The organism is Flaviaestuariibacter amylovorans, from assembly GCF_039541815.1.
Taxonomy (GTDB): domain Bacteria; phylum Bacteroidota; class Bacteroidia; order Chitinophagales; family Chitinophagaceae; genus Flavisolibacter; species Flavisolibacter amylovorans.
In genome coordinates this window covers 242,178-254,957 of record NZ_BAABGY010000009.1, presented here as the reverse complement: position 1 = coordinate 254,957, position 12,780 = coordinate 242,178, and the positions used below count along the sequence as shown (strand labels likewise).

At 59.1% G+C, this 12,780-nt stretch carries 13 protein-coding genes; 5 read left to right on the top strand and 8 right to left on the bottom strand.

The genetic code is table 11. From position 1 onward, the window contains the following. Positions 1-309 precede the first annotated feature (309 nt). From ABD937_RS16450 to trpS, 3 genes are all read right to left on the bottom strand, one after another. Positions 310-768 carry an energy transducer TonB gene (locus ABD937_RS16450; RefSeq protein ID WP_345256874.1) on the bottom strand — a complete coding sequence of 153 codons (459 nt, stop codon included), beginning with the start codon at positions 766-768 and terminating at the stop codon, positions 310-312. Positions 769-918: 150 nt separating this feature from the next. Continuing rightward, complete coding sequence (locus tag ABD937_RS16445) at positions 919-1,554, bottom strand: deoxynucleoside kinase (RefSeq protein ID WP_345256873.1); 636 nt, start codon at positions 1,552-1,554, stop codon at positions 919-921. A gap of 71 nt (positions 1,555-1,625) precedes the next feature. Next, positions 1,626-2,627: a tryptophan--tRNA ligase gene (gene trpS / locus ABD937_RS16440; protein ID WP_345256872.1), complete on the bottom strand. Its 1,002-nt coding sequence runs from the start codon at positions 2,625-2,627 to the stop codon at positions 1,626-1,628. 161 nt (positions 2,628-2,788) lie between these two features. Here trpS and ABD937_RS16435 point away from each other — a divergent pair, with 161 nt between their 5' ends. Together ABD937_RS16435 and ABD937_RS16430 are read left to right on the top strand one after the other, a co-directional pair. Further along, positions 2,789-3,502, top strand: coding sequence for an ABC transporter ATP-binding protein (locus ABD937_RS16435; protein WP_345256870.1), 714 nt, complete (start codon positions 2,789-2,791; stop codon positions 3,500-3,502). Positions 3,503-3,709: 207 nt separating this feature from the next. Next, positions 3,710-4,270 (top strand): cob(I)yrinic acid a,c-diamide adenosyltransferase, encoded by a 561-nt coding sequence (locus tag ABD937_RS16430; RefSeq protein WP_345256869.1) that lies wholly within the window; start codon positions 3,710-3,712, stop codon positions 4,268-4,270. 122 nt (positions 4,271-4,392) lie between these two features. Here the strand turns inward: ABD937_RS16430 and ABD937_RS16425 are convergent, their stop codons facing one another. Further along, on the bottom strand, positions 4,393-5,487 hold the full coding sequence (locus tag ABD937_RS16425; RefSeq protein WP_345256868.1) for an ATP-binding cassette domain-containing protein: 1,095 nt from the start codon (positions 5,485-5,487) through the stop codon (positions 4,393-4,395). A gap of 356 nt (positions 5,488-5,843) precedes the next feature. Between ABD937_RS16425 and ABD937_RS16420 the strand changes: the two genes are divergently transcribed. Together ABD937_RS16420 and ABD937_RS16415 are read left to right on the top strand one after the other, a co-directional pair. Further along, complete coding sequence (locus ABD937_RS16420) at positions 5,844-6,065, top strand: DUF2795 domain-containing protein (RefSeq protein WP_073045655.1); 222 nt, start codon at positions 5,844-5,846, stop codon at positions 6,063-6,065. 88 nt (positions 6,066-6,153) lie between these two features. Then, on the top strand, positions 6,154-6,918 hold the full coding sequence (locus tag ABD937_RS16415; RefSeq protein WP_345256864.1) for a hypothetical protein: 765 nt from the start codon (positions 6,154-6,156) through the stop codon (positions 6,916-6,918). Positions 6,919-7,217: 299 nt separating this feature from the next. Here ABD937_RS16415 and ABD937_RS16410 read toward each other — a convergent pair whose 3' ends face one another. The 3 genes from ABD937_RS16410 to recN all read right to left on the bottom strand — a co-directional run bounded on the left by ABD937_RS16410 (position 7,218) and on the right by recN (position 10,095). Continuing rightward, positions 7,218-8,039: an enoyl-ACP reductase FabI gene (locus ABD937_RS16410; RefSeq protein ID WP_345256863.1), complete on the bottom strand. Its 822-nt coding sequence runs from the start codon at positions 8,037-8,039 to the stop codon at positions 7,218-7,220. Positions 8,040-8,053: 14 nt separating this feature from the next. Continuing rightward, complete coding sequence (locus tag ABD937_RS16405; protein WP_345256862.1) at positions 8,054-8,251, bottom strand: hypothetical protein; 198 nt, start codon at positions 8,249-8,251, stop codon at positions 8,054-8,056. Between the two features lie 182 nt (positions 8,252-8,433). Continuing rightward, the gene (gene recN / locus ABD937_RS16400; RefSeq protein ID WP_345256861.1) at positions 8,434-10,095 is read right to left on the bottom strand and encodes a DNA repair protein RecN; all 1,662 of its coding nucleotides are present in this window, start codon (positions 10,093-10,095) and stop codon (positions 8,434-8,436) included. Between the two features lie 23 nt (positions 10,096-10,118). On the opposite strand from recN, the gene ABD937_RS16395 reads away from it, so the two are divergent. Next, positions 10,119-10,400, top strand: coding sequence for a hypothetical protein (locus tag ABD937_RS16395; RefSeq protein WP_345256860.1), 282 nt, complete (start codon positions 10,119-10,121; stop codon positions 10,398-10,400). A 103-nt stretch (positions 10,401-10,503) separates the two neighbouring features. Here ABD937_RS16395 and ABD937_RS16390 read toward each other — a convergent pair whose 3' ends face one another. Beyond that, positions 10,504-12,462, bottom strand: coding sequence for an outer membrane protein assembly factor BamB family protein (locus tag ABD937_RS16390; RefSeq protein WP_345256858.1), 1,959 nt, complete (start codon positions 12,460-12,462; stop codon positions 10,504-10,506). Positions 12,463-12,780: the final 318 nt, after the last annotated feature.

Sequence of the window (12,780 nt, the reverse complement as noted above, 5' to 3'; positions counted from 1 at the left end):
TCTTTCCTTTCTTCATTTGTACTTTTCTCAAAGTTGTTTATAGAAAGCCCCGACTCCGTCGGGGCTTTCTATACTAACAGGGTAGAGCCTTTGAGGGTGGTGATAGCGCAAGCGAGCATTTGAATACACGAACATTTGAGCAAATGAGGTGGGCTGGCGCCGCCATGCGTTCTTCTTCATTTGCTCATGTATTCGTTTGTTCACGTATTCCTACTCCACTCCCAACACCAAGAATGTCCAGGCAAGAAAGGAACAGCTCCAACCTAAGTTCCCCCTTCGGGGGACAGGGGGCCGGGGCCGGGGCCGGACCTAGTCCTTCGTCACCCGGAAGCGGATCGCGAGGTTCATCCAGGAGCGGGTGTTTTCGCCCTCGATGTGGGCAGGCGTCCACTTGCCGCTGTTTTTCACGAGCGACATGGCCGCGTCCTCAAGCCCATAGCCGATGGGCTTGCCGGTGGTCTTGATGTCCGACACGGAGCCGTCCTTGTTCACGGCAAAGCGCACGATCACCTGGTAGATGCCGGTAGCGAGCCCTTCGCGGGCTGCCTCCTCACCGGCCGTGGCCAAGAGCGTGTTGCTGTTGACATAAGAAGCCCACTTGTCGTCGCCACCGGGGTACATGGGCGGGGTATCGATGTAGGGATACACAAAATCGGTTGTAGCGAGGAAGGCGCGCTCATGCTCGAGCTTCTGCTTCAGGGAAGTGGTCTGCGCGCCGGCGCCCAGGCCGAAGCCGACCAGGAGGCAAAGGAGTAGTGTTTTTTTCATTGGTAGTAGGTTAGCTACTACCGGTAAGACAAATGCCGTTCCATTGCGGTCATTGCTCCAAGCATGGCACAAAAAAGCCCCCGGATCACTTCGTCGGGGGCTCCAAACTTCCTTGTTCCTTATTCCCTGTTCCTTGTTCGGTTGTTTCCCCTAGAACAGGCCATAGAGCTGCGCATCGATGAGGTTGATGATCTTGCCAAAATCTTCCTCGCGCTCGCCGAACTTGTTCTCGTCGCCGTTGATGATGAGCAGCGGGCCTTCCTTGTAGCCTTCGATCCACTTATTGTAGTAGTCGTTGAGGCGCTTCAGGTAGTCGAGGCGGATGTTCTCCTCGTACTCGCGGCCGCGCTTCTGGATCTGGCCTACCAGCGTCGGTACGGAGCACTGCAGGTAGATGAGCAGGTCGGGCGGCTGCACCATCATCTTCAGCGTCTGGAAGAAGGTGAAGTAGTTGTCGTAGTCGCGCTTCGTCATGAGGCTCATCTCGTGGAGGTTGGGCGCGAAGATGTGCGCGTCCTCGTAGATGGTGCGGTCCTGGATCACGGTCTCGGTGCCGCGCTGGATCTCGAGGAGCTGGCGCAGGCGGCCATTGAGGAAGTAGATCTGCAGCGGAAAGCTCCAGCGCGGCATGTCCTCGTAGAAGTCGTTGAGGTAGGGGTTGTCGTCCACGTCCTCGAACTGAGGGATCCAGCGGTAATGCTTGCTGAGCATCTGCGTCAGCGTGGTCTTGCCCGCGCCGATGTTGCCGGCGATGGCGATATGTTTGGGCTGTTTGTCTTTAGGCATAACGGAAGCAAAGGCGCGCCCGGTGCGGGCGGCGGGGCCCAAATTATTGCTTTGGGTCCGGATAAAAGAATTTATTTGAGGTACTCGAGCCCTACGAGGCGGCGTGCCTCCCTAATGGTGCGCTGTGCGCTTTCGCGGGCGGCTTCGGCGCCCCGCTCCATGATGCGGCGGAGGCCGTCGGTGTCGCGGCGCAGCTCCTGCGCGCGGGCACGGATCGGGCTGATGAAGGCCACCATATCCTCGGCCAGCTGCTTTTTCATGTCGCCGTAGCGGATCGAGGCGTTGTTGAAATCCGAGCGAAACTTCTCCACTGTGCTTTCCTGGCTCACGAGGCTCATGATCCCGAATATGTTCCGGATATAATCCGGCATTTCCGAATTGGGCTCCGTGGGGCCGCTGTCGGTCTTGGCCTTCATCACTTTCTTGCGAATGAGGTCGTCATCGTCGGCGAGGTAGAGGGTCGCCAGTTGGTTCTCGCTTTTGCTCATCTTGCCGGCGCCGTCGAGGGAAGGCACCTTTACGAGCTCGGCGCCGAAGTTGAAGGCCTGCGGACCGGGAAACAGCTCGCCGTAGCGGTGGTTGAAGCGCTGCGCGAAATTGCGCGCCATCTCGAGGTGCTGCTCCTGGTCCTTACCCACAGGCACATAGAGCGCGCGGTGAATGAGGATGTCAGCCGCCATCAGTACCGGGTAGGTGAGCAGGCCGGCATTGACGTTCTCGGGCTGGTTCCGGGCCTTGTCTTTAAAGGTGGTCGTCTTCTCGAGCTCGCCCTGGTAGGCCAGCATGTTGAGCAGCAGGTACAGCTCCGCGATCTCGGGCACGGCGCTCTGGCAATACAGCGTCACCTTCTCCGGGTCGAGGCCCGCGGCGATGTTCTCGGCGAGCACGCCCAGTACGGAATTCTCGAGCTCCTTCGTGTCGGGGTGGGTGGTGAGGGCGTGCCAGTCGGCCACGAAGAAATAGCATTCATATTCCTCCTGCATCCGCACATAGTTGCGCATGGCGCCGAAATAGTTGCCGAGGTGCAGCTGCCCGGTAGACCGGATCCCGCTGACAACGATGGGTTTGCTCATAAAAAACGATTGGGAGCGCGAAGGTAAATGTTTATTGGTCTATTGGTTTATTGGTAATGGCCGCTCCCCGTGCAAGCTACTTGCGGGTCCCGCCTTTTCGTTAGCCCCAACCCATCTGAACCCGTCTGAACCTTCCTAAACCTTTCTCTTATCTTTATCGCATGCACGGCATCATCCACCTCGAAGACATCCGGAAGAATTACTATATGGGCAAGCAGGTCATCGAAGTGCTCAAGGGCGTGTCGCTCGACATCCTTAAGAACGAGTACGTGGCGCTGATGGGACCCTCGGGATCGGGCAAGAGCACGCTGATGAACATCCTCGGCTGCCTCGACACGCCCACGGGCGGCACCTACGTGCTCAACGGCAAGGACGTGAGCCGCACTACCGACAACGACCTCGCCGAGGTGCGCAACAAGGAGATCGGCTTCGTGTTCCAGCAGTTCAACCTCCTCCCCCGCCTCACCGCCCTCGAGAACGTGGCCCTGCCGCTCGTATATGCCGGCGTGCCCAAGAAGCAGCGCCTCGAGAGAGCGCTCCACGTGCTCGAGATGGTGAGCCTCGCCGACCGCGCGCACCACAAGCCCAACGAGATGAGCGGCGGCCAGAACCAGCGCGTGGCCATCGCCCGCGCCCTCGTCAACGACCCCGCCATGATCCTCGCCGACGAGCCCACCGGCAACCTCGATACGAAGACTTCCTACGAGATCATGGACATCTTCGGGAAGATCCACAGCACCGGCAACACCGTGGTGCTGGTGACGCACGAAGAAGACATCGCCAACCACGCCCACCGCGTCATCCGCCTCCGCGACGGGGTCATCGAAAGCGATCGCCGCAACGAAGTTTCATCCATTCCGCAAAACACCCACTAGCGGCGGTTTACTTGTTTATTGGTTTATTTGTTTATTCGTAGGACCTACCGGCGAAAACACCCTGCTTTAGTCCAACCTTACTTTAAGATAGTTGTTTACGCTCGCGCTCCGATGCACACCAGGGGGTTGCTGGCAAATGGTATAGCGACTACAGCACAGAAACGACCTGTACCAATAAACGAATAGACCAATAAACCAATAAACGAAATGGCCCTGAAGATCTACACCAAGACCGGCGACAAAGGCACTACGGCCCTCATCGGCGGCACCCGCGTTCCGAAAAGTCATCTCCGCATCGACTCCTACGGCACTGTCGACGAGCTCAACTCCTGGATCGGCGTCGTGCGCGATCACCTGGGCGACGAAGCTTCGCGCAGCACGCTCAGCGAGATCCAGGACCGCCTGTTCACCCTCGGATCGGCCCTTGCTTGCGACCCCGAGAAGGAGCCGAAGCTGAAGATCCCCGACCTCAAGACGGCCGATGTGGAATTGCTCGAGCGGGAGATCGACCGCATGAACGAAACCCTCGAGCCGATGCGCGCCTTCATCCTGCCCGGCGGCGCGCCCTCCGTTTCGTTCCTGCACGTGGCGCGCTGCGTGTGCCGCCGCGCCGAACGCCTTTGCGTGGCCCTGCAGGAGGTCGACGGCGACCTCGAGATCCTGATCCTCCAATACCTCAACCGCCTCTCCGACTACCTTTTCGTGCTCGCCCGCTGGGCCGCCCACCTTTCCGGCGTGGAAGAGATCAAGTGGAAACCGAGGGTGTAATGTGCTAATGGGTTAATGTGCTAACAGGAGACGTCAACGTATTTGGAGTTGGCCATTAAAAAAACAAAGCCGGGACCTTGGTCCCGGCTTTGTTCGTATTAGCACATTAACTCATTAGCACATTAACTAATTACCCTCCCATCCTTCATGCTCACTACGCGGTCGCTCAGCTGCGCGAGCTCCTCGTTGTGCGTGACGATGAGGAAGGTCTGGCCGAGCTCCTTGCGTAGCTTGAAGAACAGCTCGTGGAGGTCGCGGGCATTGGCGGAGTCGAGGTTGCCGGTGGGCTCGTCGGCGAACACGATATCGGGATTGTTGATGAGGGCGCGGGCGATGGCTACGCGCTGTTGCTCGCCCCCGGAGAGCTCGCCGGGCTTATGCTCGAGGCGGTGGCCGAGGCCCAGCAGTGTCAGCAGCTCGGTAGCGCGCTGGCGTGTGGCGGCCTTGCCCTTACCCTGGATCCAGGCAGGCACACAGGCGTTTTCAAGGGCCGTAAACTCCGGCAGCAGGTGGTGAAACTGGAACACGAAGCCGATGCGCTGGTTGCGGAAGTCGGCAAGGGCCTTCCCTTCGAGGCTTTGCGTACCGCGCGGCAAGTAGGGTAGCTTACTGTCGGTGACCACGGTGTCGGGCAGGGCGTCGTGCCAGCCCACCGGTCGGGACGCAACGAAGCTGAGGCTCTCGAGCAAGCCGAACGGGAGCAGGCGGGCCGCCGTGCGCAGGCAGCAGGCGCTGAAGGAGGGCCGCACCGGCGTGTTGCCGGCGATCACTTTGGTGCCGGTGAGCCATTTGGCCGGCGTGCGGCCGGTGAAGCTTTCGAAGAGCAGGAAATAGGCTACGATAACCCCGCCACCGAGCAGTGCCCGCTGCGGCGAACCGGGCTCCAGATCCGCGCCGGAACGGTGCAACAGCCGCGAAAGGCCTTCAGCAAGCGCAAACGAAAGCGGCACATCCACCAGGAGGTTGATGAGGCGCTTCCACCAGGGCGCGGGGCGCAGCACCTGGCTGCGGTTGGAGATGGGCACGCCGCTGATCGACACGGATCCGCCGTCGGCCTGGTCGAGGGTGCCGAGAATGTGCAGCAGCGTACTCTTGCCGGAGCCCGAAGGACCTACGATGCTCACGATCTCGCCCTTTTCAATGTCCAGGTCTACCCCCTTGAGCACCTCCAGCGGACCGAAGCGCTTGTGTATGTTCCGTGCCGAAAGAATCGCCATGGCGCCAAAGATAGGTTTGGGGGTTGTTGTTTACGTTCGGAAGGAAAGGGTTCTTAGGGTTTTTAAGGTTCTACGGGTTCTGGAGGTTTTGGGGGGGTTTGCGGGTTGTGAAGATCCTAAGCGTTCGATAGGTGTCCACATTACTGCCACACGGCCACAGGGCCATCAGAACCATAAGAACCCTAAGAACCCAAAGAACCTTAAAAACCGCCCGCCCGGGAGCTCATTTGGAAAATTCCGGATTACCCCTACATTTGCCGGAATTTCCGGGCCCGTCGCGCGCCGTAACCGGCTGATTGGCACAGAAATTAGTCCGCTTAGAGAAACGTATTCACTACCGATTAAACGCTATACCCATGTTCTGGACACTCGAACTGGCCTCTTACCTGGAAGACGCTCCTTGGCCTGCCACCAAGGACGAGCTGATCGACTATTCCATCCGCTCCGGCGCACCGATCGAAGTGGTGGAGAACCTGCAGGAGCTCGAAGACGAAGGCGAAGTGTATGAAAGCATCGAGGACATCTGGCCCGACTACCCGTCGCAGGAAGACTTCCTCTTCAACGAAGACGAGTACTAAAGCAAAAGAATTTCCAGAAAAGCCATCCACACGGATGGCTTTTCTGCTTCTCCTTCTATCTTTCCCGGCCATCAAAGGGCTTCCCTACATGCACACACGCTTGCTTCTTGCTTTCACACTCTTGTTCTCGCTCGTTACGGCTGCCCAGAAAGTGGACGTCGATAAAAAGTCCGGTTTGGTAAAGGTCGACGGCGCCGATGCCTTTTATATTGTCACGATCGGGTCTGGGCCCGGCAAAGATTTCTCCGTCACCAACCTTCAGAAAAAAGAGATCGCTTTCGTGACCTGGGAAAAGGTCGGCGAGCACTACGAACCTAACGCCCGTCGATACGTACCCGACAACGAACTGCGCTTTACCTTTCCGGCAACGGGCAACAGTTGCCTCGCCACTACGCCGATCGTCAGCTTCAACTCCTACAAGATCATCGCCACGATCGTGGCCCGTGCACGGCTGCTCCAAAACGACCAGCTCACGGAAGAAGCGGAGCGCCGGTTCATCGCCGCCAACAACGGCACATTCCGCACCAAGGAGCAGCCAGTGGTAGTAAACGTATCTGCGCCTGCGGCAACCGCGCCGGCGACCGCTTCCATCGCGCTGAAGAACAACCGTATTTATAACAACGACGAGGCCATCGGCTCCTACCGACAGCGTGAGGAAGGCGGTGTCGAAATCGTGGACGTTTATGCCAGCAACGACCAGAAGGTAGCAACCGCCACCCACGTCAAGGGCAATCCCGACGCCGACTGGGCCATCGGTTTCGCCGACGGCAAAAAGACCAGCCTGCTCTACAACAGCAGCACGCCGCTCGAGCGCCTCTTCAGGTTCTTCTACGAGAAAGGACAGCTGAAGTAAGGCTGTGAAAAAACTCTTAAAGCAGGCGCCGCCCCTTTCCGGGGCGGCTTTTTTGCGGCACCTTAGCAATGAGCCCGTTCCAAAAAGCCGGACCCGCCCCCGTAGTTATACGGGAGGCCACGATATAAATCACAGACTATGGAACAAACAGGAAAAAACGGCGGAGATCGCGTGTCGATGCTCGTCGAGGTCATAGCCGGACTCGTCGAGATCATTGCCGGACTACTTGGTTGACCACTGCCTGCGAAAAAGCCCCGACAGAGCGTCGGGGCTTTTTATTGAGTTGCAGCAAGCCGTCGTTATTCCGCCGGAGGGGTCATGCCGGCCACGATCGCCTCGCTCACGCCGGTGAAGGAGAAGCCGCCGTCGTGGAAGAGATTCTGCATGGTAATGTAGCGCGAGAGATCGGAGAACAGGAACACGCAGTAGTTGGCGCAGTCCTCGGCGAGGGCGTTGCCCAACGGGCTCATCTTCTCGGCATAGTCTACGAAGGCGTCGAAGCCTTTCACGCCGGAGCCGGCCGTGGTGCGGGTGGGCGACTGCGAAACCGTATTCACGCGCACCTTGTTGCGTACGCCGTAGTGGTAGCCGAAGGAGCGGGTGATGCTTTCGAGGAGGGCCTTGGCGTCGGCCATCTCGTTGTAGTCGGGGAACACGCGCTGCGCGGCGATGTAGGAGAGCGCCACTACGGAGCCCCACTCGGAGAGGGCGTCCATGTCCCAGGCGGTGCGCAGCACGCGGTGTAGGCTGGTGGCGGAGATGTCGAGCGTTTTCTGGTGCCACTCGTAGTTCATCTCGGTGTAGTGCTTGCCCTTGCGCACGTTGATGCCCATGCCGATGGAGTGCAGTACGAAGTCGATCTTACCGCCGAAGTGCGCCTGCGACTCTTCGAAGAGCTTCTTCAGGTCGTCCATATTGGTGACGTCGGCACCGATAACGGGCGCGCCGATCATTTCTGCCAGCTTGTTGATCTCGCCCATGCGCAGGGCTACCGGTGCGTTGCTCAGCACGATCTGGGCGCCCTGCTCGTGGCACTTGAGTGCCGTTTTCCAGGCGATGGATTTTTCGTCGAGCGCGCCGAAGATGATGCCTTTCTTGCCGGCGAGGAGGTTGTTTGCCATAAAGAGTTGAAGGTTTAATGCGGGCGGGCCGGAAGGTACCGCCCGATCAGCCACACAAATATAAACGTATAGATAAACGCGGTGAGCAGACTTATCGCCAGGTAGAGCAAAAACTTCCGGAACGACTCGCGCGGCCGCAGGCGGCGCAGGAGCCACTGGTTGAAGAGCCAGGCCGGCACCGTAACAACAACGATCAGGAGAAGCAGGCCCATAGAACCGTTTATTAGTCTATTTGTCTATTAGTTTATTGGTGAGGTCGCTTCTCTGCAACAGTTCCAACCGTAGACGGCTACTCTTTATCGTACCCGCATCTTCACGTACCAAGAATAAATCTGAAATCTGAAATCACACATCTGAAATCCGAGATCTAAGATCCGCGATCACAGATCTGCGATCAATTCATCACCATCTCCCGGGCGTTCTCGAGCGCCGCAGCCGTGGGCTTCTCGCCGCTGAGCATTTTGGCGATGGCCACGATCCGCTCGTCGGTGTTGAGGATACGTACCGAGGTCTTTACGGTATCCGCATTTACGGACTTATAGACAAAGAAGTGGCGGTCGCCCTTGCCCGCGATCTGGGGCTGGTGCGTGATGCAGATCACCTGGCGCGCGCCGGCGAGGTCTTTCATGATGATGCCCACCTGCTTGGCAGCCTCACCGGAGATACCGGTATCGATCTCGTCGAAGATGAGGGTAGGCAGGTCCATGGAGGTGGCCACGAGCGACTTGATGCACAGCATGAGGCGGCTCAATTCGCCCCCGCTCGCCACTTTGCGCAGCGGCTGGAACTGGCCGGAGCGGTTGGCGTCGAAGAGGAACTCGATGTCGTCGATGCCCGTTTCCTGCAGCCCTGTGCCGGCACTTACAACTACCTGCAGCCGTGCATTGGGCATGCCCACCTGTGCGAGCATGGCGTTCACCTTCTTCTCGAGGGGCGCCACCTGTTTGCTACGCGCGGCAGAAAGCTTTTGCGCTAGCGCCAGCGCGCGTCCGTGCAATGCCTCTGCTTCCTTTGCCGCGGCGGCGATCGCATCGTCGATGTTGAGCACGGCCTGGAGTTTCCCGCCGAGCGCATTGCGTATGTCGAGGAGCTCGGCGGTCGTTTTCACACCGTGCTTCTTCAGTAATTTATAGCCGAGCGAGAGGCGCTCGTTGATCTGCTCGATGGTGGCCGGATCGGAGTTGACGTGGCCGTTGATGCGGTCTACCTCGTCGGCAATGTCCTGCAGCTCGATGTAGGCCGACTCGATGCGCTGCACGAGGGCGGGCAGGTCGGGATGCAGGTCGCGGAAGGGCTGGAGCCCGTTCGTGATGCTGCGCAGGCAGCGCACCATCGGCGTCTCGCTTTCCTCGATCTCGTAATAGGCCTTGCTTAATGCATTCTTGATGCCTTCGGCATTCGTTTGCACCTTCAGCTGCTGGTCGAGGTCTTCGAGCTCGTTTTCTTTGAAGCCGGCTTCGTCGAGCTCGTTGAACTGGAACTGGTGGTAGTCGAATTCCCGGGCGAACTGCTCCTTTTGTCCTTCGAGGGCCGTGAGGCGGCGGCGCGCTTCCTGCCACTGCACAAACAGGCCTTTATACTCCTTGAGCCCGGCGCGGTTACCGGCGAGGGCATCGAGCACCTGGCGCTGGAAGTCGCTTTCGCCGAGCTCGAGGGTATCGAACTGCTGGTGGAGGTCCACGAGCAGGGAGCTCAGTTGATTGAGTTGCGACAGGTTCACCGGCGTATCGTTCACGAAGGCGCGCGACTTGCCCGCCGGCGTGATCTCGCGGCGCACCACGAGCTCTTCCTGCACATCGAGCTCCTCTTCCTGCAGGAACTGCAGCACAGCGGCGTCGAGCGCGTCGGTGGAAAAGAAGCCTTCCACGATGCATTTGCGGTCGCGGTGGAGCAGGGCGCCCGCATCGGCCCGGCGGCCCAGGATGAGGCCGAGCGCACCCAGCAGGATGGACTTGCCGGCGCCGGTCTCACCGGTGATGATGTTCAGGTTCTGGGAGAAATCCACCTCGAGCTGGTCGATGATGGCGTAGTTCTGTATCGCAAGTCGGGAAAGCATACGGGTGAACAAAATAACGGAAAATGCCGCTACCGCCCGTCGCCCGAAGCCCAAAAAATGACAAATTTTTTAGCAAGCCGGCGGTGCCGGCACCCGCCCTGGTTCCCGCAGGGCAACGCCGCGGTTTTCGGCAGCAAGAAGGCCGCCTTGCGGCGGCCCCTTACCAAAGAACAAAAACAGCGAAACCTAAAGGCTTTTTGAATCAATATGCTTTTCCTGGAGACTTTGAATTGGTCGGCCGCAAGCGGCCTCGGCACGCGACGGCGCAACGACGCGACGGCGCGACGATAAAATGCAAGGAATAACTTTCAGCACATTGCAAGCTTCGCTGCGCCGCCACTCGCTGCGTCGTCGCGTAACACAGGCCGCTTGCGGCCTAGCCAGCCCATCGATCAATTCAAACAACTTCTAGAAAGAGTAGGCGGTGAGCTCGTCGCTCCCGCTTTTGTAAAAAACGCGGTGCGTGGCGCCGTCGAGCTGGTACTCCGGCTTCTTGTCGCGCAGTACGATGGCCCCTTCCTCCTGCCCGTTGTCTTTGCGGAGCAGCACGATGCCGATGCCGCTCTCGTCCGAGTCGGAGGTCCGGGTGAGCACCGAGAGGAATTCCTGGGCATCGGCGGTGGCCTTGAAGCGCTTGCCCATCTCCTTGAACGAGGCGGTGGCAAGGTCGCCCCAGTTGGAGGCCTGGCGCTCGTGGTATTCGGCGGCGCTCGTGGCTCCTTTGCCGCGGGCGTAACCGGAGGTGAACGACTCGCGGGCCATGGCCATGGTGCTCACGGTGGCGATAGCGCTCAGGAACACGAGCGAGGCGGCGCTCTTGCCCGGCGCGCGCTTGTATACCTGGTACAGCTTCTTACCCGTGAAGTCTACGAGCACCATGTTCTGCTCGGCGGAGAACAGGATGCCGTTGGCGCGCAGCTCGGCCTTCGCCGGCCGCTCGCCGCCGCTGAAGTCGAGGCCCGAGCAAAGCTGCTCATAGTCGCCCTTCGCATTGTCGAAGCGATATACTTTCCCGTCCCCGTAGATATACGTATCGTTGTCCTTGTCCACGCCCATGGAGCCGGTCTTGAACTTCAGCGACTTCGACCAGGCATCCTTGTACGTGTTCAGGTCGAGGATATTGAGCTCGTCGGTGGTGCGGTAGAGAAGGCCCTGCGGCACCATGCGGATGTCGAGGATGTCGCCGTCCACCTTGAATGGATTCTTCAGGTTCGACTTGCCCGCGTTCAGATCGATGACGTCGATGCGGTTGCGGCCCTTCTCGTTGGCGGTAGCGAGGATGAGGGTATTGACGTCGGCATACTTGTAATACACCACGTCGCCGGCAATGCCGATATGATCTTTCCAGAGCTCCTTGCCGCTGCGATAGTCGAGGCACATGAGGCGGGCCTTGTTCTTGTCGGTGGCAGCCTTCACCAGCTTACCGAACATGCCCTTGCCCTGCTTCTCGTCGTCGTCGTTTTCGGCGGTGGCGAGCAGGAGTCCGTGGCTGTCGTAGAGCACGTCGGTCACCGGCGATTTCAGCTTCACGCGCTCCCAGGCTTCCTTGCCGTCGGCGATCTGGAAGGCGGTGAACTGATCGTTACTGTAGAAATACACCAGGTCGGGCTGCTGCTGCAGCGCGAAGAAGCGCGCGTTGGTGGCAGTGGCGTTGGCATTAGCGGTCTTGTTCATGCTCTTGAACATGTTGAACCCTCCCTTTGCCACTTTCAGCTCCACGGCCTCATTTTTCATCTTCGTTTCCCAGAGCACGTCGCCCGTGGCCAGCGAGATCTTGTACACGCCCTTCGTGGTGGCGATCATAAAAGCGTCCTTGCTCACGGCATAGGGCGCAGCCACGATCTGCTCGGTTGCCTTGTCGAAGATCTTCTCGGCTTCCCAGCGCTTGGTGCCGGAGGCTGCGTCGGCGAGCAACATCATGGGCTTGCCGCGTTTGTTGGTGCCGTAGAAAAAAAGGCCCTGCAGGTCCGGGTCGGCGAAGCGCTTCTGCACGGCGGCGAGGCCGGCCTCTTTCGAGTCGATGATGACCTTGCCGGTGAACACGTCGATGACGATGTGCGCGGGGTTTATGCCGCGGTCCACGATGGCGATCATCGGCGAGGCCTCGATAGGGTCGTAGTTGTCTTCCTGGATGTTGCGGAGTCCTTCGTTCTTCCACTTCTCCTCACCGGTGGCGGGGTCGATGCCGTAGAGGGCATCAGCCGTGCACACCACCACCATGCCGGCGTCGGTGCTCCGGAACCACTTGACGGCGCCGGCGAATTTCTTTTTCCAGAGTTGCTTTTCGGGTGGCGTACCCAGACCGTCGGCGGCCGAGGCGCTGCCCAGCACGAGCAGCAGGCAGAGGGAAAGCAGGGAGCGTAGCATGTGTGTTGGTTTAGCTACCGAAAGTAGCGGCGCCGGGGGCCTTTGTCAATACCGTGGCAACGGTATATTCGAATGGGGTGATGGGGTAATGGGGTAATGGGGGAATGATTGCTGCTGCTTTTTGGAGATGGGCAAGGCAGTTGGAGGAGAGGAAGGGTTTTCTTACCGCTAAGATCCTTCGGCAAGCTCAGGATGACAAGGGCACGGAAAGAGCTAAGGTTTTCGCTAAGGAGGGATTGTCTTTTTGTCTATTGGTTATTTGTAACGGCGACGCGAAGCTTGCCGGGATGCCGGCCGAAACGCCGGCATAAGGGGGCG

What these genes read in the sequence shown, in the direction of transcription:
- ABD937_RS16450 (WP_345256874.1), bottom strand. Translation starts at nt 768, where the DNA reads ATGAAAAAAACACTACTCCTTTGCCTCCTGGTCGGCTTCGGCCTGGGC.
- ABD937_RS16445 (WP_345256873.1), bottom strand. Translation starts at nt 1,554, where the DNA reads ATGCCTAAAGACAAACAGCCCAAACATATCGCCATCGCCGGCAACATC.
- trpS (WP_345256872.1), bottom strand. Translation starts at nt 2,627, where the DNA reads ATGAGCAAACCCATCGTTGTCAGCGGGATCCGGTCTACCGGGCAGCTG.
- ABD937_RS16435 (WP_345256870.1), top strand. Translation starts at nt 2,789, where the DNA reads ATGCACGGCATCATCCACCTCGAAGACATCCGGAAGAATTACTATATG.
- ABD937_RS16430 (WP_345256869.1), top strand. Translation starts at nt 3,710, where the DNA reads ATGGCCCTGAAGATCTACACCAAGACCGGCGACAAAGGCACTACGGCC.
- ABD937_RS16425 (WP_345256868.1), bottom strand. Translation starts at nt 5,487, where the DNA reads ATGGCGATTCTTTCGGCACGGAACATACACAAGCGCTTCGGTCCGCTG.
- ABD937_RS16420 (WP_073045655.1), top strand. Translation starts at nt 5,844, where the DNA reads ATGTTCTGGACACTCGAACTGGCCTCTTACCTGGAAGACGCTCCTTGG.
- ABD937_RS16415 (WP_345256864.1), top strand. Translation starts at nt 6,154, where the DNA reads ATGCACACACGCTTGCTTCTTGCTTTCACACTCTTGTTCTCGCTCGTT.
- ABD937_RS16410 (WP_345256863.1), bottom strand. Translation starts at nt 8,039, where the DNA reads ATGGCAAACAACCTCCTCGCCGGCAAGAAAGGCATCATCTTCGGCGCG.
- ABD937_RS16405 (WP_345256862.1), bottom strand. Translation starts at nt 8,251, where the DNA reads ATGGGCCTGCTTCTCCTGATCGTTGTTGTTACGGTGCCGGCCTGGCTC.
- recN (WP_345256861.1), bottom strand. Translation starts at nt 10,095, where the DNA reads ATGCTTTCCCGACTTGCGATACAGAACTACGCCATCATCGACCAGCTC.
- ABD937_RS16395 (WP_345256860.1), top strand. Translation starts at nt 10,119, where the DNA reads ATGCCGCTACCGCCCGTCGCCCGAAGCCCAAAAAATGACAAATTTTTT.
- ABD937_RS16390 (WP_345256858.1), bottom strand. Translation starts at nt 12,462, where the DNA reads ATGCTACGCTCCCTGCTTTCCCTCTGCCTGCTGCTCGTGCTGGGCAGC.